The following is a 25568-nucleotide window of genomic DNA, read 5'->3' on the forward strand; positions in this document are numbered from 1 at the left end:
CATTTTTCTCCCTGTGACCGCTCGCACGCGCTCTCCGGCCGTCGCGATTCGCGTGCGTCCACAGCCGCGCGTGCTTGCCCGACGCGCGTCGCGGCGCGCGATGCGTGGCTCACCCGTATCGCGAACGGCGATGAAGTGCGAAAACAGATGCGTTCCTGAAACATTTCCGTCGATTCCCCCACGCGTCACGCCGGACCGGTGACGGCGACGCTTGTCCCGCGCGGGTTTGCGCCGCATGGCACACGCCTTGCGGTGAGCCCCGTGCCGCTCGTCACAACCGCGACTGATATTCACGATAAATCGCGGGAGCGGCACGCAACGACATCGAAACATCGGGGATCGGCTCGAGCCGCGGGATAGCGGCCCGACGTGTCGGACGCACGCAGCGTCGTATCGGCGACACGAACGGGCACCGCACGCTCGATCCGTCAAACAGCAAGCTTGCTTGCAAGGTGTCGTGCCGGGGGACCCGCTGCGGGTGGCGGCATGCGCTGCACGCGGCGGGTCGATGCGCCCGGCACAGTCGGGGGAACGCCCGTGAAAATGACAGTGAACCAATGGGCAGCGCTGGCGATGGTGTTCGCCGCCGGCGCGCACGCGCAGGAAATCTACCTGCAGGGCGGCACGCAGGGCGTCGGCATCGGTGCGGCCGTCAGCTTCAATTCGGTGCTCGGCGCGCACGCGGATTTCAACGCGATCAATCTGACGCATGACTTCACGGTGGCCGGCAACCGCTATCAGGACGACATCAAGCTGCGCCAAGGCGGCCTGTATGCGGACATCTTTCCGTGGCGAGGCAGCGGCTTTCGCACGACGATCGGATTGCGCTTCAACGACGACGAGATCCGTGGCGTGTCGGTGCCCACCAACGGTACCTATGAATTCGGCGGCAAGCGCTTTCCGGCGCTGCCGGGGATGTATGCGGTCGCCGAGGCGCGCTATCCGACCGTGATGCCGTACGTCGGGATCGGCTACGGGCATCGGCCGGCGTCGAAAGGGCTCGGCTTCGTCGCCGACATCGGCGTCGCATACGGAATCCCGCGCACCTCATATACGCTGTCGCCGGCACTGGCCGCCGCGGCTGGACCACAGAAGAGCCAGATTCTGGTCTCCAGCGGCCTCGACGAACTGAATCGGAAGATGTCGCGGTATCGCTGGTATCCGGTCCTGCAGATCGGGATCTCGTATCGGTTCTGAGCCGCGCGCGTCACAGCGCGACCGTGCTCCGCTCGCGAGCGGGTTCGACCGTCCCGCGGGCCGGGCGCGCATCGTTGCGCTTCGCGATGAACGGGTGCTCGATGTAGCGGTAGGTCAGCAGCGCGCAGAAGACGGCGACCAGTGCGCACGCGAGCGACAGCGCCCAGATGCCGGGGTCGTCGACGGAATTGATCGGGAACACGAACTTGTTGAACGCGCGGACGATCGCGTAGACGATCGCCATGTGGAGCATGTAGATGCTGAAGCTGGCGGTGCCGAGCAGCGCCAGCGGTCGTGTCTCGAGCACGCCGTAGAACGTGTTCCCGCACGCGACGCAGAGAAACACGGGGAAGAGCGGCAGCGCGCCCTCGATCGAGTAGCGTTCGGCCGGATACGGGGCGACGGCGAGAATCAGCAACGCGACGGTGGCCGCCGATTTCGTGCCGAGCAGCGAGCGGATCGCGGGATGCCGCGATGCCTCGAACGCCAGCGCGCCGAACGCGAACAGCAGGGCCATCCCGCCGGGCGGTCCGAACAGCGCGGCGCAGAACGTGACGATTGCGAGCGCGAGCAGCTTGCGCCATGCACGCGTCGCAACGAACCACGCGAGAAACGGAATGGCGACGTAGAACCGCCATTCGTACGCGAGCGTCCACCAGACGCCGCTCAGGTAGCCGGTGTGTTCCGCGCCGTTGACCGGGAATGCCCCGAACCAGCCGAGCGAAACGGCTTTGAGCAGGTCGGCCAGCAACCGGATCGGTGCGTCGACGACATTGCGGGGAAACCAGTACAGCGTGCAGGCGACGATGATGATCGCGTAAAAGAGGTAGAGCGGGGCGACGCGCCGCACGCGCCCGACGAAGAAGCTCCGCACGTCGAGCGTGCCCCTGCATGCGCGTTCCCAGAACAGGAAACCGGTGACCATGAAGAACAGCGCGACGGGAATCGTGCCGAGATTGCGCAGGAAGTCGGAGGGGGCGCCCCAGACGCCGGTCGACAGCAAGCCCTGGTTGCACGCGAAGTGATGGAAGACGACGGAGGTCGCCAGGATGCCGCGGAATCCGTCCAGGTTGGGATGGCGCATCGACAGCGATTTGTCGACGGCCGACCGGTAGAACGGTACGTGCCTCGCGACGAGCCACGCGATGATCGCGACGGCCGCAAGGCAGGCCGGGAAGTAGAGCTTGTCGGGAGTCGGGGAAAACAGGGTATCCAGAGAAGGGGTAATCAGGTCCACTGAAGGGCGTCTCGTGTCTTGGATCGCTTGGATCGGGATTTCAGGCACGGATGGTCCGCGTCGATGCAAGGTCTTCTGCGCGCTTCGTGCGGCGTTCGATCGCCGGTCTTGTACGTTGATGGTATCAAACGGTCACGACGGCGTGCCGCATGGAGATGCAACATGATGTTTCGATGTGGCGGGCGTCACCTGTACTTCACTGGAACAACAAGGCGCGGGGTGGGTGATGGAGACGATACGCGGGTCGGGCGATCGCATGGTCGATGCGCGGCGTGTCGCAACGTATGCCGTCGCGGGCTGGTGTTGCCGCTGACCTTCCCGTTGCTCGACTGCCGGAACGTCCGGCCGAACCGGCTCGAATCGGTCGTGCTGGCACTCGCGTGGATCGCGCCGGCCCAGGCGTTCGCCGCGGTCATCACCGGCACGATGTGGCCGGTTGCGGCCGCGATCCTGGTGGCGGTGCTGGCGATGGTCGTGCGGCGTGCGTCGGATTCGATGCCGTTGCGCGCCTGACGACGCGCATCTGCCCGGGCCGGCCGCCGGTGAATGGCCATTCGGCCGTCTTTTTCATCGCCTCGATCCGGCTTACCGTGCACAACAGCAGTTCGACGCGTCGGGCCAGCGGCGGAACGCAGGGGATTTCTGTCGCCTGCTGCCGCCGGCCCACGCCGACCACCGTCTTCCGTCCGGTCGCGACGATGATAGCAATGCTTGCAATTCACCGTCACGGCGCTATCATTGATAGCAATCTGGATGGAGGGACCCATGGCAAATCTTCTGGTGCGCAACGTGGATGACAGTATCGTTCAGAGCCTGCGCGAGCAGGCCGCGGCCAACGGCAGGAGCGCCGAGGCCGAACATCGGGCCATTCTGGCCGAGGCGCTCGGTCGGCCGAAGCGACGGACATTCGCGCAAGTGCTGATGAGCATGCCGGACGTCGGCGAAGACGCGGATTTCCAACGTGTGCAGGATTCCGGCGAGGTCAGGCGTGTTTTTGATTGAAACATTCGACCGGGCGGAAACCCTTGTTGCATAAGGGCGTGTTCAGAACGTGTTCAGAATTCGTTAAGAACCCACCTTCACCCGAATGGGCTCAATCCCTCGCGCGTCCGCGTAGGTTTCGGCTGACGTGTCGGACATGTGGCCGAGCAGCGCCTTCGTGTCGACGTTCCCCTGCTTGTCATACAGCCGCTTCGAAAGGCTCCGGATTTCATGGAACGACGGTGCGTTCTCATCCGGGATGCCAGCCTTCTTGCGAGCGCGCGCGAACGCTGCCGAAATGACCCCCAGGCCCACAGGCGCGCCCGGTACTGTCCCGTTTTTCGTCCCCGTGTAGTGGATCAGATACTGGCTGATGACGCCGGTCTTCTTGCAGCGCGCTATCACGTCGGCGAGCGTCATCCCGATCGCATCGAGCCGCAGCGACGTCGGGATTTCGACGACGACCCCTGTCTTCTGTCGCGTCACTCGCGCGTGGCCGTGCTTGTTCCAAGAGCGCTCCCATCGAGCGCAGGTTGACCGGTCCTGGCCCGAGACCAGGGCGAGCAGCATCGCGTTCTCCAGCCAGCTCGTCACCCTCGGCGCCAGCTCCAAGATTTTCTGGAACGACTCCAGCGTCAGGCGGCTGCGCTTCGTCTTGAACTTCACGCCTTCGGTAAGCGCCGCGGGATTGGTGTTCATCCAGCCGAGCGACACGCCACGCCTGCATATCGCCATGGCGCGTGCGCGCACGACCTTCGCCAGCGCAGTCTTTCCCTCAGCAAGGATCGCCTCGACGATGTCCGCGAAGTGCTTCGTCGTCAGGTCGGCGCACTTGACCTTGCCGATCTTCGCTTCGAGCCGGCCATCTGCCAGCTTCCGACTCTGGGCGGTGTTGTGCTTCTCGGAGACAGGCATCTTCTTGAGCAGCTCGCTGAATGTCGGCGAATCGCTCTCGACTCGCTCAGCAAGCGTCTTTCCAGACTTTCCGGTTGCGACGAGCATGTTCGCTTCGGTCGCCTCGTAGATCGCCTGTGCGAGAGGCATGCGACCGAGGATGTGCGTCTTCTTCGTACGCGGGTCGTACCAGGTGAAGTAGCCCGGGCGCGGCTCGTGGAGGTGCTCGGGCCAGTTCGCGCGTGTGCGAACGCGAGGGCGTGCTGCCATCATGCAATCCTATGGACGAGACGAGGGCGGGCGCTGTCTTGATAGACAGCGTTCTGCTCGACGTAATACGCGTTCCCGACCTTGACCGGGGGCGGGTAGATCTTGCCCTGCTTGATCCATCGTGAGGCCGTGCGCATCGCGGGCGCCGGGTTGAATTCTCGGGCGAGCCAATCGCTCAGGCGAATTTTCATGTTCATCCTCATTGGGAACGAGAAGTTATCGAAAGGGTGGCTCAGGCGAGGTGCCTGAATTCGACAACCCAGACCCACGGGTTCACGTCCCAGCCGTGCCCTCGCGCGGCGTTCAGGCTGTCCCACAGGTCATGGAAGGCGCGGATGCTCGGCGGCCGGTAGGCGCCGGCGCAGTAGCCGCGCATGTGGTGGTCTTCGATCGTCACACCTTCGGCGCGCGCGTCGCACTCGCTGATGGACTGCAGGCGCTCGGCCCGCACGGCGGTGATCTCGAGCGTGATGCGCGACACCCAGCGCGGCATGTGGATGGCAGGAACAGTCGCGCCGGTCTGGCCGCGGTACGCGTACAGCTCGAGCCATCGCCCGGCGGCGTCGCTCGAGTCTTCGATTGCGCGGAACGCACTGTCGGCCGGATAGCGCACGCCATCGAGGCCGCTGTCGAGCTCGTCCGCGCGGCACGTCTCGCGCACCCACAGGCGATCGCCGGGCTGGCCGTGTGGGCAGAGCAGGCAATCTCCAGTGCGGGTGTGCCAGATCGCACCCTGTAGCGGCACCGTTTCGCCGGCTGCAGTTTTACCGCCGTTCTCACCGCCGATCGTGGTCAGCTCCCATTCGCCGAGAGGGTTGTTGTGCGGTAGCTTCACGACGCGGCGCGTCTGCGTCTTGCGGCCTTCGAGGATGGCTCGTACCATCGAGCCAGAAAATAAAATCGGGGATTCACGCATGAGTTGGCACCATGGGGATTGGCTGGCATTTGCACAGGCGGTCGTTGCTGCACTCGCCATTGTTGGCGCATTTGCCGTCGTGTTTGTTCAGCACTCGATGCATGTGCGGCATGCCGATCGCTCTGCGGAGCGTGACCGATTGCGTGAACGCTATCGCGCGTCCACGTATGCCGAAGCACTTCTCCAAAATGCGATCGATTGTGCCGTTCCGATTCTCAATAGCATTGAGAGCATGTCCAAACGGCGGGATTTGAACGGAGACGCGACTTTCGACGCTTCGCGTCTCGACAAGGCATCGGATGCGCTGGGACAAGCCATCCATAGCGGTTTGCCCACTGAAATAACCACGTGCGTCCTTTCTGCGTGGATGGCAATCCAGCAGTTCTGCCATGCGCTCCGCCGAACCGAAGTGGTGTCTACGATGAAAATGGCGGAGCTTCATGCCTATTGCGGCGAGCAATACTCGGTGCTCAATGCGTCTATGGAAATAGTCCGCATGAAGAAAGCGAAATGGGAAGGGCGACTGAACGAGAAGTAATCTTGTCCAATTGGCTGCATCGGTCATCGTGCTTCTCCCGGGAATTCGTCGTGCGTGCGGCCATCGGGCTCGCGGCCGGCGGCGCGCTTGCCGGAGCGGTGAAACATCACCCATACTGACCTCCCGAAAACGTACTTGAGGTCCGTATGTACAAAATCGACGAGCGCCACTTGCCCGAGCTTCAGGACATTGCCGATGCGATTACCGACTTGTTTCCCGAAGGCGTTCAGTTTCACCTCGGGTCGCCTGTGAACATCTTTGTTTTGTGGCCGCTTCCTGATCAGCCTGAACAACTGACGCAGTGGTCCAGGAGCGTCTCGATCTACTTTTCGGATCATTTCCTCGATGCGCTGGGCCCGTGCGACCAAGAGCAACGAAAACCATATTTCGACGAGCTGCGAGCGATCATCGCGCGGGCATTGGTTGGATTTGACGACGGCCGCGGGATGCGCAGAGGTGCTCCCAAGGCGGCGCTCGTGCTCGATCTGACCCATGAGTTGACTATCTGAGACCTGAGCGCGGTTCTTGTCGGTGGTCATGGCGTGGTCCTCAGGTGGTCAGGCCGCTGCTTTGATTGCGTTGAGCACGTCGCGCGCAACGATCGGCGCTACCGCGTTGCCAAGCATGTGCATGGCAAGTGATCAGCCTCAATGGCTGGGTGCTCGGCTCGCATATGGCAGCGGGTAGCATGAATCGCCGGCGCTGCACGCCTGGTTGTGACGGCGCCCACCCGTCACTCCGAGCACCCACCGTTGAAGCCGGTGGAAAAAGAAAGGGCGCCGAGAAAAGTTCGGCGCCCTTCGAATACCGCGCGGACCGAGGCACACCGCGCGGGGTAAGCTCTATGGGGTCAGCGGGGCATCCATTCCGTGCCGCGCACGATCCGGCCGACCGGTTCGAGCACGAGCACCTCGGATTCCTTCTCGCTGCGCACGAGGGCGCGGCCACGGCGCTGGGCCTTCTCGAGCGATTCGTGGCGCTGCGGTTTGCAGTTGCGGCCGACCGTCACGAACAGCGGCGCGTGTGCGCCGACCGGCCCGAGTGTCAGCTCGTCGATGCGCGCTTCGAGCGCCGCGGCGTTCGCGCGCCAGGTGTCGGCCTTCAGCTGCGCGGCGTCGCGCTCGGCGGAGAGGCGCTCGACGGCGGCCCGCAGATCGGCGATCACGCGCTCGTTGTCGACTGCGCTGAACGCTGCGGGCGGCAGGCTTTCGACGGCCTCGGTGATCAACTGCTTGGCAGTCGCCGCCGGAACATTGCACGTCGGAGCAGCCGGCTGCGCCGCGCCGGCGAGCCAGTACACGTACTCGTTGCCGCCGCCGGCGCGCTTCTCGCGCTCGACCAGCCCGTCGCCGAGCATGCGATTCAGCTCCTTCGTAACGTCGAGCTGGGGAAACCCCGTTCCGGTCGCCACGGCTTTCGCCGTGGCTTCCGACGTATCGGCGAGATACCGCTCGATGTCCTCTCTCACGCTGCCTCCCGTACGGCACACGGCGCGGCGGCCGCGATATGTCCTTCCTGGACCCAGAATGCCTCGATGCCGTCCGGCAGACCGCTCGGTGCCGTCTTCAGGCTCATGAACACGAGCGCCGTGTCGATCTGCTCGGTGTATGCGAGGTCGTCGAGCCAGTAGAGCAGCCGGTCGCGCTCCGGGCCGACCAGGACATCGGCACGATCCAGCACGAGCAGCTTCAGGCCCGAGAAGTGGCTGATCGCCGCGGCGATGTGCGCGTCGACGCGCCAGCGCTCCGACTCCGACAGCAGCGCGTACGCGCGACCGTTCGCGAGAATCTCCATGTCGGGCGTGATCGTGACGTCGGCCCATTCGGACAGCTCGGCGAGCGCGGTCAGGCGCTCGTTCATCGGCGTGAGTGCCTCGCGCAGCAGATCGGCGGGGATCCCGTTCGGCGCGAGCGCGTCGGCAATGGCTTCCCATGCCGCCACGTCCTGATACAGCGCGAAAGCCTTGCCCGTGATGTCGATTGCGGCGGCGGCGCGGCGCTCGGCGTCGCGCGCGGCTGCGATGTCCGTGTCGAGCTGCTTGCGGCGCTGCATGAGCGTCGCGAGCTCGCCGCGCACCGCGTCGATCGCTTCGTTTGACGAGGTGACGTCGTCGTTGCTCGCTTCGATCTCGAGATCCTTCAGTTGCTTGGCCGCGTCCTCGGCCGCATCGAGCTCTGCGCGGCGGTTGCGCGCGGCGTTCTGCAGCACCGTGAGGCTGCGTTCGTACTCGGGCAGCTTCGAGATCGCGTCCTCGTCGCGGGCACCAGTAGCGGCTGCCGCCGCGAGCGCGCCGTTCAGGAAGCGCAGAAGCGCGCCGCACTCCGGGCACGAGCACTCGACGCCGGCCGGCGCGGCGCCTGCGCGCACGCGCAACGCTTCGACTTGCGGCAGAAACTCGGCGATCTGGTTATCGGCGAGCTGCGCCAGCTCAGCCGCCTTCGCGTAACCGGAAGCCTTCTGACGCAGCGTGGCAATCTTCGCCGCGCGGGCGCGCGCCGCAGCCTCGCCGGCTTCCGCCGCGCCGATCTGGCGCTGCAGCTCGCCAATCTCGCCGTCAATCGACGCTCGCTCGCCTTCCTGCTTGCGCAGCGCTGCCGCATCGAAGCTGACGGCGGCGGGGCGCCAATCAGCGGCCTTCTGACTGCCGTACGTTTCGCCCGTCGTCGCGCGCCATGCCTGTTTCGCTCCGCGCGCGCGGTCGGCTGCCTCCTTCTGCGCGGCTTCGAAGCCGGCGCGCAGCATCGGCGTGATCGCTTCGAGCTGTGCGCCGGTCGCGAGTTTGATCACCCGGGCCGGGGAGTTGAGCTTGTCCACCAGCCTCGCGCGGATTTCCTGCGTGCCGATCTTCACGCCCATCAGCTCGTACAGGAACGCGCGGCGCTCGGCGGCGCTCAGATGCGCGAACCGCTGCGCGTCGAGAACCAGCGTCAAGCGCAGATCCTCTGCGAGTTCGCGCTTGAGCTTGCCGCCGGGCAGCGTGACGCTGTTCGCCTGCTCGCCGCACGCGACCACGATCTGGCCGGCCTCCGAACCTTCGGTGACGAGCGAGCCGTATTCCTTCTTCAGCGCGACGCGCACGGTGTCGCCGGTGAGCGCCATGCGCACGGCTTCCTGCAGGCTGCTTTTGCCGGCGCCGTTCGGGCCGGCGAAGAGAGCGACGGGTTTCGACAGCCGCAGGTCCGCGGCGTGGATCCCAAGCACTTTCGAGACGTAGATGTCGGTGATCTTCATGGGAGGTTCCGGTTAGTCGGCGCTGATCGGTGCGCGTGTGCGACGCGCGGTGCCGGCGCGCGGCTGTTGCGTTGCCTGTTCGGCCGCCGCGGTGATGGCCCGCATGCGCGCCGATGCCGCCGCGTTCAGGTCCGCCTTCGCTGCCTCATCCGGCACGCCGGCGATCGCGCTGCGCGCCAGGTCGAGATCCTCGGCGGTCGCGGCGGACTCGATGTCCTCGCGGATGCCGCGCACCAGGCCATCGACGTCGAACGCGAAGCCGCTCTGGCCGCGATCCTCGGGCGGTACACCCTGGTCGTCGGCCGGGCCCGCGTGGTCAGCTGCAGGAGGTGTGCCATCCGTGCGCGCCTCACTCGCCGGGCCGGTCTGCGCCGGCGCGGCGCCGCGCGGCACTTCGTCAGCAGGTTGCGCACGTCCAGCGCGCAGCTCGTCGAGCGTCGCGCGATTCACCGAGTAGCTGCCGTCGTCGTGCACGTCGACGATCTCGGCGGCCTCTTCGACGGTTGTCAGCCCCATCAGCAGTTCGGGCGCGTACAGCTTCCCGAAGAACGACGCCGTGCGATAGCGCAGCATGACCTCGTCCATCGTTTGCCACTTGCTGCCGTTCTTCGTGTACCAGCCTTCCTTGACTGCCATCTCGATCGACACGGCCGGCGACTCGATGCGTTCGCCGGTTTCCTTCTCGATTGCCCAGGCGATGCAGACCTTGTCCGTGATCGGCACGCTGATCGTGCGCTTCTGGCGCTGGTTGTTCTCCCAGAACGTCTCGACGTAGTCGACGTTCTTCGCGCCGAGCACCTTGATGTCGAAGCGCAGTGGCGAGAAGCGGCCGCAGCCGTTCACGGCGGCGATGATCCACTGCGAGGACCAGGACGGCCGGCCCTCGACGATGTACAGGTTCTGCATCACCATCAGCGGATCGGCGCCCATGCGCTGCGCCATGTTCAGCGCGACGACAGCGTTCGCGAGTGCGTTCGGGTTCTCGCGCGACTCCTTCACGTTGCCGAACTTGTCGAGCTTCTCGATCACCTTGCGGTACGCCGCGGGCACGAGCGTCGACGACGCCAGCAGGTTCGCCGCGCGCTGCATGAGTTCGAACGACTGCAGTGAGCCGAAGCCAGGTGCGACGGCGGGAAGGTTGGCCTCGCGCGGCAGCGGCGAGCGGACGGATTCCAGGGTGGTAGGCGTGGACATGGCGATCTCGCGAGTTAGTCGTGGAACTGGCAAGTGCTGTGGCGCGGGCAGTACTTCTTGTCGCACAGCAGCGATTTCGGATTGGGGTAGAAGCGGCCGGAGCGGAACATGTCCGCGGCGAACTGGATCAGGCCGGGCGTTTCCTCGGTGCCGATCATCACGCGCTTCGCGTTGGCGATCGGCGCGGTCGCCACTTCCGGCGTGCCCTTCGTTTTCAGGCCGATGATCTCAGCGGTATCGCCGATCTGGTCGCCGGACGTGTGTTCGTACAGCAGCTCGTACGTGCCGATCTGCGGGCCGTGGCCCTTCGTGACGGCTGCGCCTTTCTGCACGGCCGACGAGCCGCTCTTCAGGTCCGCGATACCGACGCCGGCCGCCGACCGGCGCACGCGTGCGCGGTCCATCGTGCCGGTCAGGCGCACGATGACGCCGCCGCCACAGTCGATTTCGAGCGGCTTCGTTTCCATCTCGACGGCGATGAAGTCGTAGCGCGGCGCGACCTCGAGGCAGTACTTCGTCGTAAGCGACAGGCCGATACGTTCCGCGTCGGACATGCTCAGGTCGTCGCGCTCCGGATCGAATTCGTTCTGCGGGTCGCGGAGCTTGTCTACGAACGCGCCGGCCGCATCGTCGACAGTCAGGCCGGAGCCGTCGAGGCGGGCCTGGTCGAATACCGCGGTGCCGGCGTGGATCGCGGTGCCGAGCGCGGCGCGTAGGCCCACGACGTTGCGCATGTTCAAGAGGTGGATGCCTTCCCACCGGTAGGCGCAGTCGAAAAGTGCGCCCCAGCTGGACGCGCGAACGGTATAGACGGATGGGTTCATACGATTCCCCAGTGCTTGGTGAGGCTGTCGACGGCGACAGCGAGAAGGGCGACCGCGACGAGGATCGCGACGACGAGGGCGCGCGCGGCGCGCGGGTGGCGGCGCTCGAAAAGGTCGGCATGGTCGGTGAAGCGGCTCATGTGGACCTCGTCGGAATGGCGGCGGGCACGTCGTCCGGCTCGCCGAGCATCTGCGGTACGACGAGCCACACGAACAGGAACAGCGCGGTCGCGATGACGATCCAGAGCGCGAACAGCTCGCTGAGCTTGCGGAGCAGCGACTTCATCCGAAGCTCCGGAGATAGCGGCCGGCCAGATCAGCGCCGAACCAGAGCGCGCCGATCGCGACGCCGTACGCGAACGCCCATGCCGATCCTTCGATCACGTACCGCACGCGCGATACAGGCGATCGTTTGTAATGGCGCAATACAGGCGATAGGCTGTCGCTCGTGGTGCGCATCACAGGCCCTCCCCGCAGATTCGAATGTGGCGCACCGGCTCGGGCGGCGGGTAGCCCGCTTTGTTCAGCGCCGCATCGACGACTGCACGGATTCCCGACGTGAGAACCGTTTTCGACGCGACGAGGCGCAGCGCGGTCGCGAGGTCCGGCGAAGCCGAGATGAGCTGCGCGGTCGCTTTCGATTCGTCGCTCACGCCGAGCACAACGCAGATGCGGATGTATTCGCCGAGTACGACGATGCAATTCCCGTCGTAGTCGAGATAGTCGCCGGGCTCGCATGCATTCCACGACCCGGGCGTGTGATTGATCTGGTCCATGTGGTCCCTCGGTATGGTCGATTTGTCAGATGGCGCGCAGCACGCGTGCGGCGTGATCGCGACAGCAGCTCACGCCAGCGTTGCCGGACCCGAGCTCCGCGCCGCAGGCGGAGCAGTAGGTGTGCGCGAAACGCGGGGCGGCGACGTCGGCATCTGCGATTCGCTGCGCGATCTCCGCGTCGAGGACTGCCTTGCAGACGTTCCAAACCTCGTAAACGTCCTCGATTCGGCCTCGGCGCAGCGCGGCGTCGAGCACAGCGATCTGCTCGGTCGAGAACGGCAGCACGTCAAACGTGACGCCATCGGCGATCTTTTCGTTGCGCTCGTCGCGCGCCAGCGCGGCATCGTCGTCCGCGGTCTGCAGCTGGTCGGTGTGTCGGTCGACCAGCGCGGGCAGCGCGCGCACGTTGTGGTGATGGATTCGAGGAACGTGCATCGCATCCTCCCTATCAAAGTAGGATTGCTAACTGAATTGAAGTCTTGAATAGAAAATCTGCATGTGCGTGCAGTGCTCACCGGCGACGCCTCGAGAGTACGAACCGCCGCCGGTCAGGACTGCATCACTCGCGCGCCCGGCTACTCCCGGCCGTGCCGGCTCCGGGCCGCGCGAGGTTTGTGCCGATTACGACGCCATCGGTCACGTGTTGCTGGCTGTCTTGCGTCAGGTTCGCTCGGCGCGCCGCGGCTTTCCGCAGCGTCCGTCCTGACTCACGACGCAGATCGCGCCGGCCGGTTGCTCCGCGTGTGCGGTCCCGGCATACCTTCGGTTGTTAAAGAGCGTTCCGCCGGAGGCGGTGGCGCGGCGATGGGGCCGCGATGAGTTGAATTATAACTAAGGTTATCGACGTGTCAACAACCAAAGTTATCGTTCGCGGCGAAAATTTGTAACAGCCGATCGAGATCGGTTTATTAAGCGTCTGCTGACAGCAGTTGAAAGTCTGGCGGGACTGCGGCTAAACTACTGTACATTCATACAGTGGTATGGCGAAACCAAGACGAGGGCGGCCAGTGGAAGAAGAATCGAAGACGCGCCTGCGCTGCAGGCCCGGGGACTTGGCTAGGGTGGTGACGAGCAGACACCCAGCGCTGATCGGCACGATTGTGACGATTCAGCGTCTGCGGTCAGATGGTCGGTGGGATGTGCTGCTGGAGAATCCGGCCTTCGGTTTTACCGGGAGAGCGAAGCGGCCGGTCGTTACGCGCGAGTTCTCGTTCTGGGACGCGTCGCTTGAGCCGCTGCCTCATGAAGTGCGGCGAATCAGTCTCCAAACGGCCTGTCTTCGTCCTGAACAGGTGCGTGGCGTGGAGCTGACTGCGCCAGCAACCCACTGATGTACGCCTCGACCTTGGCTCGGCCGAGTTCGTCGAGCTGATCGTAGCCTGGCGGAATCCGCTGAGCCTCATCGCCGAATTCGAGCCACTCCAATGTGGTTTGAAGCGCGCGCGCGAGAGCGAACCCGTTCGTGGTCGTGGTGCTGCCGCCTCTCTCGACTTTGGCGATCGCCGGCTGCGACACGCCCACAAGTTCTGCGACGTGCTTCTGGGATAGGCCCAGTGCCTCTCGGCGTTCCTTCGCCCGGCGCCCGAATTCAGGATTTTCCATAGCGGGCATCCTATAACCTTGGTTGTAAGCCGGCAAATAACCAAAGTTCTTGCGGGCAAATAACTTTGGTTATAGTATTGCGGCATGAAACCGACCAATTGCTCCGTCCCTGCGCTGCAGCGTGCGATCGAGAAAGCCGGCTCCCAGTCGGCGCTGGCTCGCCTGATCGGCAAGAAGCAGCCGCACATCCACAAATGGCTGCACTCGCCAAACGCGATGCGTCCCGAGAACTGCGTTCTCGTCGGGACGGCCGTCGGTATTCCTTACCGCGACTTCCGCCCAGACGACTGGAAGCAGATTTGGCCTGATCTGGCCGAGCCCGCGCCGGAGAGGCAGTGAAGAACATCAGCATTTTTTCTCGATAAGTACGGGGTGATCGTCATGTCAAGACGCGCCGAATTCAGAAACGAAGTAAAAACGCGCCTGCGCGATCGCGTCTACGACGCGCTCCAGTTCTACAAGCAGCTGCACGGCATCGACTCCGACTCCGCCGCGCTCAACCGCATCGCGGAAGTGGCGCTGTTCGGCGTTGTCGGCACTTTGCCCGTGCAGCTCGCGAGCGTCAGTGCCGAAGTGGGACAGTCCGGCCCGAAGGTGAATGCATGACTGCTCGCCGCGTGGAGCAGGCTGTCCTGCTGCCGGTGGCCGAAGCAGCTGATCTGGCAATGCGGGCGGCGGCGGAAGGCGTCGCGGTCACCGATTTCCTCGGCATTCAGGTGCTACGCGGTGCGTACGGCGCCTTGCACCCGCTCGTCATCGAGTTCGAGATGCGGCCCAAAGTGGGACGAGCGGGGACGCCTGACGGAGAGACGGAGGGCGATACGTGCTAACTCAACTATTCGCTAGCAACGGCTGTTTACCAGCGACTATAGGAATTGCCGGGAAGCTTCAGAGGAGGGGCGGGGACGTGCTTACCGGTGCGGTACTCCATAGCGCACAAGGGGCACTTAAGCTTGATTCCACCGTACTTCGAGGTTTGCTGAAGCACCCCGAGCTTGTTGTCGTTGTCCATGCAGGGCTGACAAATCAGATGCGCCGGCTGCGACGCGTCAGGGTTCTTACTTGCGAGCACGAACACGCCTTCGGTCAGTTCATGAAGCACGTACTGACTGCGGATTCCACGTTTCCGATCAAGCTCGGCGATCTTCTCGTTGGCGGATCGAAGCTGCTCCTTCATTTTATCGATTTCGTCGCGTGCGTTCGTCAGCTTTTCTTGCAACGCGACGGCGGCGTTTTGAATGTCCATGACTCGATCCGTAAGCTCGATGCGCGCTTCAGCGAGCTTCGCATCGTCGCGAGCGGCAATCGCAGTTTTTGTGAGCTCGTAGGCGTTTCTGACGCCGGCAATTGCCGCGCTGATCGTTCCAATGTCCATGTGGTCCCTCGCATTATGGTGCGCCGCGTATGCTGGTCGCGACCCCGCAATCTTAGCGCAGCGGCGCACGCCGGCCGTAGGTCAGTGGAGCGCGTATGACCGAGCTCCCGAATCCTCTCACCGCCGCGGACTGCGATCTGCGCGATTTCCCGTTCATGCCGCTCGACGTCGTGCGCCTCCGCGACAGCGACATCGCTGCGCTGTCGACGGCCGACGAGTTCCGCGCCGCGGTTTTGCTCTGGTGCGCGGCGTGGCACCAGGTGCCGGCCGCGTCGCTTCCCGACGACGATCGCGTGCTCGCGCAGCTGGCGGGCTACGGCCGCGTCGTCGCTGAATGGAAGAAGGTGCGCGCGGGTGCGCTGCGCGGCTGGGTGAAGTGCTCCGACGGCCGGCTGTATCACCCCGTCGTCGCCGAGAAGGCGCGCGACGCCTGGGCCGCGAAGCACGAGCAGCGCTACAAGACCGAGTGCGCACGCATCAAGAAGCACAACCAGCGCCACGGGACCGACATCGAATTCCCGACGTTCGAGGAATTTTTGTCCCCGGACTATCGCGATGCTGTCCCGAGGGACAAACGCAAAGTGTCCCCGGGGACAACAGAACAACGTCCCTCGGGACAAACAGGTGGTGTCCCCCCAACTGTCCCTCGGGAAACAGCATCCAAGGGACAGGGAGAGGGAGAAGTAAACCTAAAGACAAGCGGCGGCGGCACAGCACAGGCAGTCCCGGGCGATGCGCCGAACGCCGCCGCCGCCTTCGTCGAGATCCTGCGCTCGAGCGGCGTCGGCTTCGCTGCGAACGACGAGCGGGTGCACGGCTGGCCGACGCGTGGCGCCACGCCCGACGACCTGCGAACCGCCATCGCGACGGGCCGCAAGCGCCGCGAACGCGAGGGCAGCGGGCAACCGCTCAACATCGGCTTGCTCGACCTGATCATCGGCGACCTGCTGTCCGCGCGCACCGCGAAGCCCGCGACGGGGACGCGCACCGTCGGCGACTGGTGGCGCTCGTGGACAGGCATCGTCGAGCACGGGCGAACGCTCGGGACCGAGCAGGGGACCGACGAGCAGCCGTTCGACTTCAAGCTGCGCGTGTTCAACGCGGCCGGCGACGGCCCGTGGTGGGACGACCACAACCGCGCATTCCGCAACTCTGCCGGCCCTATCGCGGCCGGCGCGATCCTGGAGAACGGCCGATGAGCCACGAGCAACAGCCCCTGATCGCCGCGCCGGTCATTGCGCGCCGCGTCGCGTTCGTCGTACCCGGCAAGCCGGTTGCGAAAGGGCGGCCGCGCTTCGCGCGTCACGGTGCGCATGTCCGCACGTTCACGCCCGAGGCGACCGAGCGCTACGAGAACCTCGTGAAGATGGCCGCGCGCGAGGCAATGCGCGACGACGAGCCGTACGCCGGCCCGGTGCGCCTGATCGTCGACATCGGCGTGCCGATCCCGACCAGCTGGTCGCAGCGGCGTCAACGCGAGGCCGCAGCCGGCGCGATCGGCGCGACGAAGAAGCCGGACGCCGACAACGTTGTCAAGGCGTTGAAGGACGGCATGAACGGCGTGGTGTACGCCGACGACGGCCAGGTCGTCGACCTCTGGGTATCGAAGCGTTACGCGGCCACGCCGGGCGTGCGCATCGAAGCAATCGAACTGAATCTGCAGCGAGCATAGGGAGGGCCCTTTGAAGACGAAATCCACCAAAATCACCGTCGACACGGTGCTGTCGGTCATGAAGGCCGGGCAGCGCTACACGGCGCACGATCTCGCGCGCAGCTCGGGCGCGCCGTTGTCGACCGTGCGTCATCTGCTCGCGAGCGATCGCGCGGCGACTCGAGTCGACACGAAGCGAGGCGAGCGGCGCGGCCGCATGTTCTCGCTGGCCGGCACGTGCGGCGGCAGCGGCCACGTCGATACGCGGATTCGTCCGGATTTCAAGAGCCACCTCTCTGGCTACGGCGGCTGGCTCGGCAGCGTGCAGGTGCTCGCCATGACGACGCGGGGTGCACGATGAGCAGTTTCGACAGCATCGAAGAGCGGCTCGACAACTGGGGGGCGACGGTGCGCTCGCCGCGGTTCAAGCCCGAGGTCTGCGCCCAGTGGGCGCGGCTGCATGTCGCGCTGCGCGACAAGGCGCTCGCCGAAATGACGATCCCGCCCGAGCAGAAGGACGGCTGGCTCGTCGAGGCGGCCTGGTCGGCGATGCCGAACCACGTCGCGAAGTGGGTGCTGAAGTACACCTACGTCTGGCGCATGGCGCCCGATCAGGTGCAGACGCGGATGCGGAAGGCGCACGGCGCAGTGCTGCGCGGCAGGCGCTTCGAGCTCGTCCTCGCCGACGCGCACCGCGCGATCTCGCAGAGCATCGTGAAGCTGACCGCCGAGTCGGTCATCAGAAAAATTGCATCGACCGGTTGTAAACCGCCGGAATCTGTTCTATGATCCTCGGCAGATTACCGATTCCGCCTTGCGCGTGAGCTTTTGCTTCCCTGTTGGGAGGCAGGCGCGCGAGTAAAGAAGCCCGCCCAGTCCGCTGCGCGGGTTTTTTTGCATTCACGGAGCTGAGCTTGGCCTACTTTTGTAAATCCAGGTCAGCCGCCGTGGCGGCGACAGAAAGTCGGTGCGCTTCACGAAGTTGAACTTCACTGTCGGTTGCTCCATTCGCCGCAGCTCCAACTGCAGTGGCGATTCGTTCTCGAATGTATAGCTTCACAGTCGAATATTTGCCGACCTTCAATTTGACGAACTCGATGAAATGCTGTTCCGAAATTAGGCTTTTCACAAGAGTTAAGCAATGAGCGTCATCAAACCAAGGTTTGATGTTTTTTGTCCGTATCCCTTCGTGGTATAGATAGCACATCCGGCCTAGAAGTGCTCGATAAGCGTAGAGAAGATTCCATAATGTCTCTCCCACAAACGGGCGAACCTGCTCGATCGGGGCGTGAGTAATTTCTTCCATAACAGCCGCCCCGGCATTTCTGTCGATTTGTGTAAACTTCCCTTTCTGAATTCCCATGGGATATTCAGACGGAAGTAACATATCGATGACGAACAGTTGGACTGGCATTTTATTTTCCATTTCAATAATGGTTTCCCAGTACTTCATTATCGATTCAAGGCGCTTCTGATGGAAAGGTCCGGAATACGACGACAGCGTCCTATGGGCTAGCTCAAGGGATGTATTGTTTCGTGATAGTTGACTTTTGAGTTCCTCAAGCCTTGCGTTGCTTGTGGAGCGAAAATCTTCCAGCTTCACGTCGTAGTGATGCTTGATTCTTTGTTCGATTTGCGTTGTTAACCACTGTCGGCCGAGAGCGAATATCCCAGCGCTAGTAGCCGCCGATGTGAGAATTGACCAGACGGTTGAACTCATTCTTGATTTCCCGGAAGGGTGATTATTGCGAGCACGATGACGGGGGAAGACGCAGCGAGGTGATCGGCCAGCGCGCCGAAAGGTGCAGACGTGTTTCCGCCGCTCTGCTGGCACCAGACATATCGAGCCCGCTGAGCGAAAGCCAGCGGGCTTCTTTTACTTCCCTTGCAGTTTATCGGCGAGAGTTTTAATCATGGACGCGAGGTACTCAGCGTCCAATCGTCCGGCTTCCTCTTGTGACCCGGTAGTGCGGAGCGCGTCCGGCTTGATTGCACAGCTTTGAAGTGCGGTGGAGACGAGTCGAACGGCGATTTCTCGTGCGTCATGATCGTTATAAGGCGTCATCTAAATTCCCTCGTAGTAGTGTGAGCCGGGTGAAAGCCGGCGTGACGATTTTACGCCGACAACCATTCCTCGCCAGGCAGTCGCGAACAACATGCCTCGTCCGAAGCGAACCGATGTCGCGCACGCAGCGCATGTGCCGCGTCCTGCTCCACCTGACGCGCTCTTCGACGGCTCGAACTGGTTCCGCTACCTCGCGCCGGCGGACGGTGTCAACGACTGGGTGCACGACACCTTCCTGCGCGACGGTGCACCGCTGCATAACGACGACCATGCGCATCTGATTGACGCCGACGTCGCCTACGTCTGGGCGGCCGTCGAGAACGTCCGCCAGATGCGCCGCGTCGTCGGCCAGTGCGAAGAGGTCACGATCCGCGCGGGCGGCTGGCAGCGCGCCAGGCAGGAGCAGCAGCTCTGCGAGTGGTTCGGCCGCGTGCCGGCCTTCCTGATCACGCTCGACGCCCACTACGCGCGCGAGTGCAGCGATCTTGAATGGTGCGCGCTGGTCGAGCACGAGCTGTATCACATCGGTCAGCGCCTCGACGATTACGGCGCGCCGGCATTCACGAAGGACGGCATGCCGAAGCTCGGCATCCGCGGGCACGACGTCGAGGAATTCGTCGGCATCGTCCGGCGCTACGGCGCGGGCGGAGGCGCCGGCGACACCGCGAAGCTGGTCGACGCAGCCCGCCGCGCGCCGGAAGTCGGCCACGCCGACATCGCGCGCGCCTGCGGCACCTGCATCCTGCGGGCCGCGTAACCCGAACGTTTTCCCGCTATGGCAGCACTTCCCGACGCGATCAAGGTGTACATCGTCCAGTCGCTCGCATGCTTCGACACGATCTCGCGCGTCGCGAAGGCCGTGCGCGAGGAATTCAGCGTCGACGTGTCGCCGCAGCAGTGCGAGCGCTACGACCCGACGAAGCGCGCCGGCTCTACGCTCAGCAAGAAGTACCGGGAGATCTTCGAGCGCACGCGCGAGGAATTCCTGCAGGACACATCGCGTATCGGTGTCGCGCACCGCGCCGTGCGTCTTCGCAAACTCGACCGCGCCGTCGGCCTCGCCGAGGACCGCGGAAACTTACCGCTCATGGCCCAACTGCTCGAACAAGCCGCGAAGGAAGCCGGCGACGCGTTCACGAACCGTCACCGGCTCGAGCATACGGGCAAGGAGGGCGGCCCGATCACCGCGATCTCGACTGTGACGAACGATCCACAGGAGGCGGCGAAGATCTACGCCACGCTGATGAACCCGTAGCATGCCCATCCCGTTCCCGTTCGACTTCCGCGCACCGGATTACGTGCAGGTGTTCGAATGGCGAGCGGAGCGGCTGAAGCGCATCCGCGCGAACCCGGGCGTGCTGCCGGCGCTGCGCACGTACTACAAGGACAACCCGGCCCAGTTCATCATCGACTGGGGCATGACGTTCGATCCGCGTAACGTCGAGCGCGGGCTGCCGGCGACGATCCCGTTCCTGTTGTTCCCGAAGCAGGAAGAGTGGTGCCAGTGGTTCATGGAGCGCTGGAAGTCGCAGCAGCCTGGCATCACCGAGAAGACGCGCGACATGGGTATGTCGTGGCTGACGGTGGGGCTGGCCGACACGATCTGTCTGTTCCACGAGGGCGTCGCGGCCGGCTTCGGCTCGCGCAAGGAAGAGTACGTCGACAAGATCGGCTCGCCGAAGAGCCTGTTCTGGAAGGCGCGCGAGTTCCTGCGGCTGCTGCCTGCCGAGTTCCGCGGTTCGTGGGACATCGGGACGCACGCGCCGCACATGCGGATCATCTTCCCGGACACCGGGTCGGTGATCACGGGCGAGTCGGGCGACGGGATCGGCCGCGGCGACCGCGCCAGCTTCTACATCGTTGACGAGTCCGCGTTCCTCGAGCGGCCGCAGCTGGTCGACGCGTCGCTGTCGGCGACGACGAACTGCCGGCAGGACATCTCCACGCCGAACGGTATGGGGAACTCATTCGCGCAGCGCCGGCACAGCGGCAAGGTGCGGGTCTTCACGTTCCACTGGCGCGACGATCCGCGCAAGGACGACGCTTGGTACGCGAAGCAATGCGCCGAGTTGGACCCGGTCGTCGTCGCGCAGGAAATCGACATCAACTACGCGGCGTCCGTTGAGGGCGTGGTGATCCCGTCCGCGTGGGTGCAGGCTGCGATCGGCGCGCACGTGAAACTCGGCATTGAGCCGAGCGGCACGCGCCGCGGCGGTCTGGACGTCGCCGACGAGGGCAAGGACAAGAACGCGTTCGCGGGCCGCTACGGCTTCCTGCTGAACTTCCTCCGGTCGTGGTCGGGCAAGGGCGGCGACATCTACGAGACGGTCGAGAAGACCTTCGGCATCTGCGACGAGCTGGGCTACGAGTCGTTCGACTACGACGCCGACGGGCTCGGGGCGGGCGTGCGCGGCGACGCGCGCGTGCTGAACGAGCAGCGCACCGCGATCGGCAAGCGCCCGGTCAACGACGAGCCGTTCCGCGGCTCCGGGCCGGTGCACGACCCGGAAGGCGAGATGGTCCCGGAGCGGAAGAACAAGGATTACTTCGCGAACCTGAAGGCGCAGTCATGGTGGGCGCTGCGGCTGCGCTTCCAGGCGACGTACCGCGCGGTCGTCGAGGGCAAGCCGTACAACCCCGACGACATCATCTCCATCGACCCGAGGCTGGACGAGCTGTCCGCGCTGACGATGGAGCTCGCGCAGCCGACCTACACAGTGAACGGCGTCGGGAAGATCGTCATCGACAAGGCGCCGGAAGGCACGAAGTCGCCCAACCTGGCTGACGCGGTCATGATCGCGTACCAGCCGGCCGGGCAGGTTCTGGACATCTGGACAAGGTTGGCAGGATGAATCGAAAGCAACGCAAGGCCGAGCAGCGGCAGTACCGTGCACTGGCCGCGGATTCCGCCAACGCGAAGCGGTGGATGACGCCGGACAGCTTCCAGAACTTCGAGGCGCGCGTCGGCCTCGGCACACCGAACCAGTCCTCGGCCTACCAGTACGGGTTCGACTTCATTTCGCGCAACCGCGTGCAGATGGAGGCAATGTACCGGTCGTCATGGATCGTCGGCCAGGCCGTCGATGTTGTCGCCGAGGATATGACGCGCATGGGCGTCGAGATCGGCTCCGACATCGCGCCCGAGGACAAGGACGCGCTAAACCAGGAGTTCGAGAACCTCGCGGTCTGGGACAGCCTCTGCGACACGATCAAGTGGGCACGGCTGTACGGCGGCGCGCTGGCGGTCATGATGATCGACGGGCAGGACGCCTCGAAACCGCTGCGCCTCGACACAATCGCCGAGGGGCAGTTCAAGGGCCTCTGTGTGCTGGACCGCTGGCTTGTGCAGCCCACGCTGAACGACCTGGTCACCGAGGCCGGCCCTGACCTCGGCATGCCGAAGTTCTACGACGTCGTCGCGGACTCGATGGCGCTGCCGCGCCAGCGGATCCACTACAGCCGCGTGCTGCGCTTCGACGGCGTCACGCTGCCGTACTGGCAGCGCATCGCTGAGAACCTGTGGGGTCAGTCCGTCATCGAGCGCCTGATCGACCGTCTCGTCGCGTTCGACAGCACCACGATGGGCGCGGCGCAGCTCGTGTTCAAGGCGCACCTCCGGACCTTCAAGGTCAAGGACTTGCGCAAGGTGCTCGCGGCGGGCGGCCCGGCGCTGGAAGCGCTGCTGAAGAACGTCGACTTCATTCGTCGGTACCAGTCCAACGAAGGGCTGTCGATGATCGATGCCGACGACGATATGCAGATCGACCAGTACGGATTCACCGGCCTGGACGCGGTGCTGCTGCAGTTCGCGCAGCAGCTCGCCGGCGCGCTGCAGATCCCGCTCGTACGGCTGCTCGGCCAATCGCCGGCCGGCCTGAACGCGACCGGCGAGTCCGACCTCCGCACGTACTACGACAACATCAAGCAGCAGCAGGAGCGCCGCCTGCGCCGCGCGCTGAACCAGCTGTTCGAGGTGATGTTCCGCTCGGTGCTCGGCGCGGCACCGCCGAAGGGCTTCTCGTACGACTTCCGCGCGCTCTGGCAGATGACCGACGAGCAGAAGGCGACGACGGCCAACACGATCGCCGACGCGGTGACGAAGGCGGTCGACGCGGGCCTGATGACGCCCGCTGGCGGCATGAAGGAACTGCGCGCGTCGAGCCATCGCACTGGCGTGTTCTCGTCAATCACCGACGAGGAAATCACGGAGGCTGAGGACCAGCCGCCGCCCGCGCCCGAAACGGAGCTTCCCCCCGATGTTGATGACCCGAACGACGGACCGCAAACGCCGCCGAAACCCGGTGCGCCTCAGCGGTCCGGAGCGCAGGTACGGGACGCAGCTGCGCAAGATCGCGCAGCAGGTGGGCGCGTTGGTCGATGGCTTTCCGCCTGGCGATCCCGCCGCGGCGCCGACCATCGAGCAGTTGCTTAGGCGGTACGCCGAGGCGCTCACGCCGTGGGCCGAGGCGACAGCCGCGCGGATGCTGGAAGACCTGAATCGTCGCGACGAGCAGGCGTGGATGCAGAACGCGCAGGACATGTCGCGCGCACTGCGCGACGAGCTGCGGCACGCGCCGACCGGCGAGACGATGCGCGCGCTGATGGCCGAGCAGGTGACGCTGATCAAGTCGATCCCGCTGGATGCTGCCGAGCGTGTGCACCGGCTCACGATCGAGGCGCTCGAGGACAGCACACGAGCCGCGGCGATCTCCAAAGCGATTCAGGAATCAGGTGAGGTGGCGAAGAGCCGCGCCGATCTGATCGCACGCACGGAGGTTTCGCGCGCAGCAACATCGCTCACCGAGGCCCGCGCGCGCGCAGTCGGCAGCACGCATTACATCTGGCGCACCAGTGGCGACAGCGACGTGCGCGCCGGCCACCGCGCGATGGAAGGCAAGGTTTGCTCGTGGGCCGAGCCGCCCGATGTCGACGAGAACGGCCGAATCATGAACTTCCACCCCGGACAGATCTGGAACTGCCGGTGCTGGGCCGAACCGATCATTTCCGAGGACTGACATGCGCTTCTTCACTATCCAGAAGCTCGGGCCAAAGCGCTCGCTGACGCCCGAGGGATTCCTGCTGTGCGAGGACGTGCCCGTCGCGCGTACGGGCGAGATGCTGTACGCCGCCGGCGAGGTGCCGATCGAGGCCGGGCCCGACGGCCTGATCCGCATCAGTCGGACGCCGGAGGAAGTGTTCCGCGACGCGACGATGGCGAGCTGCATGGGCAAGGACGTCACGCTCGACCACCCGGACGACTTCGTTCAGCCGTCGAACTATGCGGGTCTCACGCAGGGCGTGATGCTGAACCCGCGACGCAGCACGTCCGAGCCCGACCTGCTGGTGGCCGACCTGCTGATCAAGCATCCGGACACGATCGCCGCGGTGCAGGACGAAGAAATCGAAGAGGTCAGCCTCGGTTACGAGGCCGACTACGAACAGGTATCACCCGGCCGCGGGGTACAGCGGAACATCGTTGTCAACCACGTAGCCATCGTCCCTCGCGGCCGCTGCGGCCCGCGCTGCGCGATCGGCGATAAGGAACCCGAGATGAAGACGAAAGACAGCAAGCCCCAGCGCCGTCCGGCATGGCTCGATCGCCTGATGAAGTCCATGAAGGCCAAGGACGAGGCCGGCGTCGAGGAGGCGCTGAAGGAAGGGCAGGAAGCGATGGACGAAGAATCCGAGGAAGAGCGTAAGAAGCGCGAGGCCGCGGAGGCGAGCAAGACCGGCGACAACGCGCTGATCCTGAAGACGCTGCGCTCGCTCGATCGCCGCATGGCGCGCATCGAGGCGCGTGATGCCGACCCCGAACGTGAAACGGAGGACGACGACGAGGAAGATGACGACGAGACGACCGACACGGTCATCGAGGCCGAGCAGTCGCGTCGCGTCAGCGAAGAAGGCGTCGACGTGTACACGGGCGATTCCGCGCGCCTGATCGCTGCACGCGCTGAGATCCTCGCGCCGGGCGTGAAGCTGCCGACGCTCGACGGCCTGAAGACGAAGGATCGCGCGGCCGCGCTCTGCAAGTGCCAGCGCCGCGCGCTCGACCAGGCGTACGAAACCGACGTCGGCCGCGCTGCGATCGCGCCTTTCCTCGGTCGCCGCGCGCCCGACTTCGACACGATGCCGGCGCAGGTGGTCGACGCGATCTTCACCGGCGCCGCTGAGCTGATGCGCGCGAAGAACAATGCCGGCTCGTCGAGTGGCAAGGTCAACACGCGTGATTTCGGCAAGGTGAAGACCATCGCCGACATCAACGCACAGAACCGCAAGTTCTGGGCGGGTCAGTCCAACCAGTAAGGAGAATGCCTCATGGGCAACGCAATTCTGTATCGCATGCCGTCGGGCATTCCCGGCGACGTGACTCGGCCTTCGCAGTCGACGATCGAGCCGGTTCCGCTCGACCCGACCGCGCCGTTCTCGGCGTACGGCCTGTTCGGGAAGATCGCGAACGGCAAGTTCGTGCCGATCGGCGCGGGCGACGTCGCAGCGGCCGTCTACGGTCTGCTCGTGCGCGCGTACCCGACGCAGAGCTCGCAGGATCCGCTCGGCACGTCGACGCCACCGACGAAGGGCATCGGCGACGTGCTGCGCCGCGGCTACCAGACGGTGAAGCTGAACGCAGGCGTCGCTGCGCTCAACGGCCAGGTATACGTGCGCGTCGCCGCGGCGGCAGCCGGCAAGCCGATCGGCGGAATCGAGGCGGCGGCCGACGGCACGAACACGATCGCCATCACCGGCGCGACGTTCATGGCCGGCGCTGACGCCGACGGCAACGTCGAAATCGCTTACAACATCTAAGGGAGCCGA

At 64.8% G+C, this 25568-nt stretch carries 35 protein-coding genes; 18 read left to right on the forward strand and 17 right to left on the reverse strand.

Annotated features, from left to right (window positions below):
• Positions 1-543 precede the first annotated feature (543 nt).
• On the forward strand, positions 544-1197 hold the full coding sequence (locus F3J14_RS00985; protein WP_247682086.1) for a hypothetical protein: 654 nt from the start codon (positions 544-546) through the stop codon (positions 1195-1197).
• 10 nt (positions 1198-1207) lie between these two features.
• Here the strand turns inward: F3J14_RS00985 and F3J14_RS00990 are convergent, their stop codons facing one another.
• A complete protein-coding gene (locus F3J14_RS00990; RefSeq protein ID WP_166721379.1) occupies positions 1208-2434 on the reverse strand; it encodes an acyltransferase in 1227 nt (408 codons plus the stop codon).
• Between the two features lie 300 nt (positions 2435-2734).
• Between F3J14_RS00990 and F3J14_RS00995 the strand changes: the two genes are divergently transcribed.
• Both F3J14_RS00995 and F3J14_RS01000 read left to right on the forward strand, forming a co-directional pair.
• On the forward strand, positions 2735-2947 hold the full coding sequence (locus F3J14_RS00995; protein ID WP_247682087.1) for a hypothetical protein: 213 nt from the start codon (positions 2735-2737) through the stop codon (positions 2945-2947).
• 252 nt (positions 2948-3199) lie between these two features.
• Positions 3200-3436 carry a DNA-binding protein gene (locus F3J14_RS01000; RefSeq protein WP_006753828.1) on the forward strand — a complete coding sequence of 79 codons (237 nt, stop codon included), beginning with the start codon at positions 3200-3202 and terminating at the stop codon, positions 3434-3436.
• Positions 3437-3499: 63 nt separating this feature from the next.
• Here F3J14_RS01000 and F3J14_RS01005 read toward each other — a convergent pair whose 3' ends face one another.
• Genes F3J14_RS01005 through F3J14_RS01015 form a run of 3 tightly spaced genes read right to left on the reverse strand, consistent with a single transcriptional unit; the run spans position 3500 to position 5495 of the window.
• Positions 3500-4579 (reverse strand): tyrosine-type recombinase/integrase, encoded by a 1080-nt coding sequence (locus F3J14_RS01005; protein WP_166721380.1) that lies wholly within the window; start codon positions 4577-4579, stop codon positions 3500-3502.
• Positions 4579-4770, reverse strand: a complete 192-nt coding sequence (locus F3J14_RS01010) for an excisionase (RefSeq protein WP_166721381.1) — start codon at positions 4768-4770, stop codon at positions 4579-4581. Before F3J14_RS01010 ends, F3J14_RS01005 begins: the two co-directional genes overlap by 1 nt.
• A gap of 41 nt (positions 4771-4811) precedes the next feature.
• Positions 4812-5495 (reverse strand): hypothetical protein, encoded by a 684-nt coding sequence (locus F3J14_RS01015; RefSeq protein ID WP_166721382.1) that lies wholly within the window; start codon positions 5493-5495, stop codon positions 4812-4814.
• On the opposite strand from F3J14_RS01015, the gene F3J14_RS01020 reads away from it, so the two are divergent.
• Complete coding sequence (locus tag F3J14_RS01020; protein WP_166721383.1) at positions 5494-6033, forward strand: hypothetical protein; 540 nt, start codon at positions 5494-5496, stop codon at positions 6031-6033. The genes F3J14_RS01015 and F3J14_RS01020 overlap by 2 nt on opposite strands.
• Positions 6034-6056: 23 nt before the next feature.
• Here the strand turns inward: F3J14_RS01020 and F3J14_RS01025 are convergent, their stop codons facing one another.
• The 11 genes from F3J14_RS01025 to F3J14_RS01075 all read right to left on the reverse strand — a co-directional run bounded on the left by F3J14_RS01025 (position 6057) and on the right by F3J14_RS01075 (position 13661).
• Positions 6057-6572 (reverse strand): hypothetical protein, encoded by a 516-nt coding sequence (locus F3J14_RS01025; protein WP_166721384.1) that lies wholly within the window; start codon positions 6570-6572, stop codon positions 6057-6059.
• Between the two features lie 311 nt (positions 6573-6883).
• Positions 6884-7501, reverse strand: a complete 618-nt coding sequence (locus tag F3J14_RS01030) for a 1-pyrroline-5-carboxylate dehydrogenase (protein WP_166721385.1) — start codon at positions 7499-7501, stop codon at positions 6884-6886.
• The gene (locus F3J14_RS01035) at positions 7498-9264 is read right to left on the reverse strand and encodes an AAA family ATPase (protein WP_166721386.1); all 1767 of its coding nucleotides are present in this window, start codon (positions 9262-9264) and stop codon (positions 7498-7500) included. Before F3J14_RS01035 ends, F3J14_RS01030 begins: the two co-directional genes overlap by 4 nt.
• Before the next feature lie 12 nt (positions 9265-9276).
• The gene (locus tag F3J14_RS01040) at positions 9277-10458 is read right to left on the reverse strand and encodes a hypothetical protein (RefSeq protein ID WP_166721387.1); all 1182 of its coding nucleotides are present in this window, start codon (positions 10456-10458) and stop codon (positions 9277-9279) included.
• A gap of 14 nt (positions 10459-10472) precedes the next feature.
• Positions 10473-11282, reverse strand: coding sequence for a PD-(D/E)XK nuclease family protein (locus tag F3J14_RS01045; protein WP_166721388.1), 810 nt, complete (start codon positions 11280-11282; stop codon positions 10473-10475).
• Positions 11279-11422, reverse strand: coding sequence for a hypothetical protein (locus F3J14_RS01050; RefSeq protein WP_166721389.1), 144 nt, complete (start codon positions 11420-11422; stop codon positions 11279-11281). The genes F3J14_RS01045 and F3J14_RS01050 overlap by 4 nt, the downstream gene beginning before the upstream one ends.
• Positions 11419-11568 carry a hypothetical protein gene (locus tag F3J14_RS01055; RefSeq protein WP_166721390.1) on the reverse strand — a complete coding sequence of 50 codons (150 nt, stop codon included), beginning with the start codon at positions 11566-11568 and terminating at the stop codon, positions 11419-11421. Before F3J14_RS01055 ends, F3J14_RS01050 begins: the two co-directional genes overlap by 4 nt.
• Entirely contained in the window at positions 11565-11741 is a 177-nt protein-coding gene (locus F3J14_RS01060) for a hypothetical protein (RefSeq protein ID WP_166721391.1), read from the reverse strand. Before F3J14_RS01060 ends, F3J14_RS01055 begins: the two co-directional genes overlap by 4 nt.
• A complete protein-coding gene (locus F3J14_RS01065) occupies positions 11741-12058 on the reverse strand; it encodes a hypothetical protein (protein ID WP_166721392.1) in 318 nt (105 codons plus the stop codon). The genes F3J14_RS01060 and F3J14_RS01065 overlap by 1 nt, the downstream gene beginning before the upstream one ends.
• A 25-nt stretch (positions 12059-12083) precedes the next feature.
• Complete coding sequence (locus F3J14_RS01070; protein WP_348771929.1) at positions 12084-12464, reverse strand: hypothetical protein; 381 nt, start codon at positions 12462-12464, stop codon at positions 12084-12086.
• 852 nt (positions 12465-13316) lie between these two features.
• On the reverse strand, positions 13317-13661 hold the full coding sequence (locus F3J14_RS01075; RefSeq protein ID WP_166721394.1) for a helix-turn-helix domain-containing protein: 345 nt from the start codon (positions 13659-13661) through the stop codon (positions 13317-13319).
• Positions 13662-13745: 84 nt separating this feature from the next.
• Between F3J14_RS01075 and F3J14_RS01080 the strand changes: the two genes are divergently transcribed.
• Genes F3J14_RS01080 through F3J14_RS01090 form a run of 3 tightly spaced genes read left to right on the forward strand, consistent with a single transcriptional unit; the run spans position 13746 to position 14491 of the window.
• Positions 13746-14000: a YdaS family helix-turn-helix protein gene (locus F3J14_RS01080; protein WP_166721395.1), complete on the forward strand. Its 255-nt coding sequence runs from the start codon at positions 13746-13748 to the stop codon at positions 13998-14000.
• A 42-nt stretch (positions 14001-14042) separates the two neighbouring features.
• Positions 14043-14267 carry a hypothetical protein gene (locus F3J14_RS01085; RefSeq protein WP_166721396.1) on the forward strand — a complete coding sequence of 75 codons (225 nt, stop codon included), beginning with the start codon at positions 14043-14045 and terminating at the stop codon, positions 14265-14267.
• Positions 14264-14491 carry a hypothetical protein gene (locus F3J14_RS01090; protein ID WP_166721397.1) on the forward strand — a complete coding sequence of 76 codons (228 nt, stop codon included), beginning with the start codon at positions 14264-14266 and terminating at the stop codon, positions 14489-14491. Before F3J14_RS01085 ends, F3J14_RS01090 begins: the two co-directional genes overlap by 4 nt.
• Before the next feature lie 26 nt (positions 14492-14517).
• On the opposite strand, the gene F3J14_RS01095 is transcribed toward F3J14_RS01090, so the two are convergent.
• Positions 14518-15036 (reverse strand): hypothetical protein, encoded by a 519-nt coding sequence (locus F3J14_RS01095; protein WP_166721398.1) that lies wholly within the window; start codon positions 15034-15036, stop codon positions 14518-14520.
• Positions 15037-15131: 95 nt separating this feature from the next.
• Between F3J14_RS01095 and F3J14_RS35490 the strand changes: the two genes are divergently transcribed.
• Genes F3J14_RS35490 through F3J14_RS01120 form a run of 4 tightly spaced genes read left to right on the forward strand, consistent with a single transcriptional unit; the run spans position 15132 to position 17476 of the window.
• Complete coding sequence (locus tag F3J14_RS35490) at positions 15132-16235, forward strand: DUF1376 domain-containing protein (RefSeq protein ID WP_247682088.1); 1104 nt, start codon at positions 15132-15134, stop codon at positions 16233-16235.
• A complete protein-coding gene (locus tag F3J14_RS01110) occupies positions 16232-16708 on the forward strand; it encodes a RusA family crossover junction endodeoxyribonuclease (RefSeq protein ID WP_166721399.1) in 477 nt (158 codons plus the stop codon). The genes F3J14_RS35490 and F3J14_RS01110 overlap by 4 nt, the downstream gene beginning before the upstream one ends.
• 10 nt (positions 16709-16718) lie before the next feature.
• Positions 16719-17048, forward strand: a complete 330-nt coding sequence (locus F3J14_RS01115) for a hypothetical protein (protein ID WP_168736079.1) — start codon at positions 16719-16721, stop codon at positions 17046-17048.
• Entirely contained in the window at positions 17045-17476 is a 432-nt protein-coding gene (locus F3J14_RS01120) for a hypothetical protein (protein WP_166721400.1), read from the forward strand. The genes F3J14_RS01115 and F3J14_RS01120 overlap by 4 nt, the downstream gene beginning before the upstream one ends.
• A gap of 130 nt (positions 17477-17606) precedes the next feature.
• On the opposite strand, the gene F3J14_RS01125 is transcribed toward F3J14_RS01120, so the two are convergent.
• Positions 17607-18407 (reverse strand): hypothetical protein, encoded by an 801-nt coding sequence (locus tag F3J14_RS01125; protein WP_166721401.1) that lies wholly within the window; start codon positions 18405-18407, stop codon positions 17607-17609.
• A 436-nt stretch (positions 18408-18843) separates the two neighbouring features.
• Here F3J14_RS01125 and F3J14_RS01130 point away from each other — a divergent pair, with 436 nt between their 5' ends.
• From F3J14_RS01130 to F3J14_RS01160, 7 genes are read left to right on the forward strand one after another with little or no spacing between them, the layout of a single operon-like run.
• Positions 18844-19509 (forward strand): putative metallopeptidase, encoded by a 666-nt coding sequence (locus F3J14_RS01130; RefSeq protein ID WP_166721402.1) that lies wholly within the window; start codon positions 18844-18846, stop codon positions 19507-19509.
• Between the two features lie 18 nt (positions 19510-19527).
• Positions 19528-20007: a DUF2280 domain-containing protein gene (locus tag F3J14_RS01135; protein ID WP_166721403.1), complete on the forward strand. Its 480-nt coding sequence runs from the start codon at positions 19528-19530 to the stop codon at positions 20005-20007.
• A 1-nt stretch (position 20008) separates the two neighbouring features.
• Positions 20009-21604 (forward strand): TerL protein, encoded by a 1596-nt coding sequence (locus F3J14_RS01140; protein ID WP_166721404.1) that lies wholly within the window; start codon positions 20009-20011, stop codon positions 21602-21604.
• Positions 21601-23184, forward strand: a complete 1584-nt coding sequence (locus tag F3J14_RS01145) for a DUF1073 domain-containing protein (protein WP_166721405.1) — start codon at positions 21601-21603, stop codon at positions 23182-23184. The genes F3J14_RS01140 and F3J14_RS01145 overlap by 4 nt, the downstream gene beginning before the upstream one ends.
• Entirely contained in the window at positions 23123-23767 is a 645-nt protein-coding gene (locus F3J14_RS01150) for a phage minor head protein (RefSeq protein WP_168736085.1), read from the forward strand. Before F3J14_RS01145 ends, F3J14_RS01150 begins: the two co-directional genes overlap by 62 nt.
• A 1-nt stretch (position 23768) precedes the next feature.
• Positions 23769-25058, forward strand: a complete 1290-nt coding sequence (locus tag F3J14_RS01155; protein WP_166721407.1) for a DUF2213 domain-containing protein — start codon at positions 23769-23771, stop codon at positions 25056-25058.
• 12 nt (positions 25059-25070) lie between these two features.
• Positions 25071-25559, forward strand: a complete 489-nt coding sequence (locus tag F3J14_RS01160) for a hypothetical protein (RefSeq protein WP_166721408.1) — start codon at positions 25071-25073, stop codon at positions 25557-25559.
• Positions 25560-25568 lie beyond the last annotated feature (9 nt).

It is taken from the genome of Burkholderia sp. Tr-862 (assembly GCF_011753085.1).
Taxonomy (GTDB): Bacteria; Pseudomonadota; Gammaproteobacteria; order Burkholderiales; family Burkholderiaceae; genus Burkholderia; species Burkholderia ambifaria.

Coding starts and splice junctions, on each gene's coding strand:
- F3J14_RS01035 (WP_166721386.1), bottom strand. CDS start 9,264: ATGAAGATCACCGACATCTACGTCTCGAAAGTGCTTGGGATCCACGCC.
- F3J14_RS01060 (WP_166721391.1), bottom strand. CDS start 11,741: ATGCGCACCACGAGCGACAGCCTATCGCCTGTATTGCGCCATTACAAA.
- F3J14_RS01145 (WP_166721405.1), top strand. CDS start 21,601: ATGAATCGAAAGCAACGCAAGGCCGAGCAGCGGCAGTACCGTGCACTG.
- F3J14_RS01160 (WP_166721408.1), top strand. CDS start 25,071: ATGGGCAACGCAATTCTGTATCGCATGCCGTCGGGCATTCCCGGCGAC.
- F3J14_RS01015 (WP_166721382.1), bottom strand. CDS start 5,495: ATGCGTGAATCCCCGATTTTATTTTCTGGCTCGATGGTACGAGCCATC.
- F3J14_RS01080 (WP_166721395.1), top strand. CDS start 13,746: ATGAAACCGACCAATTGCTCCGTCCCTGCGCTGCAGCGTGCGATCGAG.
- F3J14_RS01110 (WP_166721399.1), top strand. CDS start 16,232: ATGAGCCACGAGCAACAGCCCCTGATCGCCGCGCCGGTCATTGCGCGC.
- F3J14_RS01125 (WP_166721401.1), bottom strand. CDS start 18,407: ATGAGTTCAACCGTCTGGTCAATTCTCACATCGGCGGCTACTAGCGCT.
- F3J14_RS35490 (WP_247682088.1), top strand. CDS start 15,132: ATGACCGAGCTCCCGAATCCTCTCACCGCCGCGGACTGCGATCTGCGC.
- F3J14_RS01025 (WP_166721384.1), bottom strand. CDS start 6,572: ATGACCACCGACAAGAACCGCGCTCAGGTCTCAGATAGTCAACTCATG.
- F3J14_RS01055 (WP_166721390.1), bottom strand. CDS start 11,568: ATGAAGTCGCTGCTCCGCAAGCTCAGCGAGCTGTTCGCGCTCTGGATC.
- F3J14_RS01000 (WP_006753828.1), top strand. CDS start 3,200: ATGGCAAATCTTCTGGTGCGCAACGTGGATGACAGTATCGTTCAGAGC.
- F3J14_RS01090 (WP_166721397.1), top strand. CDS start 14,264: ATGACTGCTCGCCGCGTGGAGCAGGCTGTCCTGCTGCCGGTGGCCGAA.
- F3J14_RS01040 (WP_166721387.1), bottom strand. CDS start 10,458: ATGTCCACGCCTACCACCCTGGAATCCGTCCGCTCGCCGCTGCCGCGC.
- F3J14_RS01045 (WP_166721388.1), bottom strand. CDS start 11,282: ATGAACCCATCCGTCTATACCGTTCGCGCGTCCAGCTGGGGCGCACTT.
- F3J14_RS01095 (WP_166721398.1), bottom strand. CDS start 15,036: ATGGACATTGGAACGATCAGCGCGGCAATTGCCGGCGTCAGAAACGCC.
- F3J14_RS01075 (WP_166721394.1), bottom strand. CDS start 13,661: ATGGAAAATCCTGAATTCGGGCGCCGGGCGAAGGAACGCCGAGAGGCA.
- F3J14_RS01085 (WP_166721396.1), top strand. CDS start 14,043: ATGTCAAGACGCGCCGAATTCAGAAACGAAGTAAAAACGCGCCTGCGC.
- F3J14_RS01140 (WP_166721404.1), top strand. CDS start 20,009: ATGCCCATCCCGTTCCCGTTCGACTTCCGCGCACCGGATTACGTGCAG.
- F3J14_RS01050 (WP_166721389.1), bottom strand. CDS start 11,422: ATGAGCCGCTTCACCGACCATGCCGACCTTTTCGAGCGCCGCCACCCG.
- F3J14_RS01135 (WP_166721403.1), top strand. CDS start 19,528: ATGGCAGCACTTCCCGACGCGATCAAGGTGTACATCGTCCAGTCGCTC.
- F3J14_RS01020 (WP_166721383.1), top strand. CDS start 5,494: ATGAGTTGGCACCATGGGGATTGGCTGGCATTTGCACAGGCGGTCGTT.
- F3J14_RS00985 (WP_247682086.1), top strand. CDS start 544: ATGACAGTGAACCAATGGGCAGCGCTGGCGATGGTGTTCGCCGCCGGC.
- F3J14_RS01005 (WP_166721380.1), bottom strand. CDS start 4,579: ATGGCAGCACGCCCTCGCGTTCGCACACGCGCGAACTGGCCCGAGCAC.
- F3J14_RS01120 (WP_166721400.1), top strand. CDS start 17,045: ATGAGCAGTTTCGACAGCATCGAAGAGCGGCTCGACAACTGGGGGGCG.
- F3J14_RS01065 (WP_166721392.1), bottom strand. CDS start 12,058: ATGGACCAGATCAATCACACGCCCGGGTCGTGGAATGCATGCGAGCCC.
- F3J14_RS01155 (WP_166721407.1), top strand. CDS start 23,769: ATGCGCTTCTTCACTATCCAGAAGCTCGGGCCAAAGCGCTCGCTGACG.
- F3J14_RS01010 (WP_166721381.1), bottom strand. CDS start 4,770: ATGAAAATTCGCCTGAGCGATTGGCTCGCCCGAGAATTCAACCCGGCG.
- F3J14_RS01130 (WP_166721402.1), top strand. CDS start 18,844: ATGCCTCGTCCGAAGCGAACCGATGTCGCGCACGCAGCGCATGTGCCG.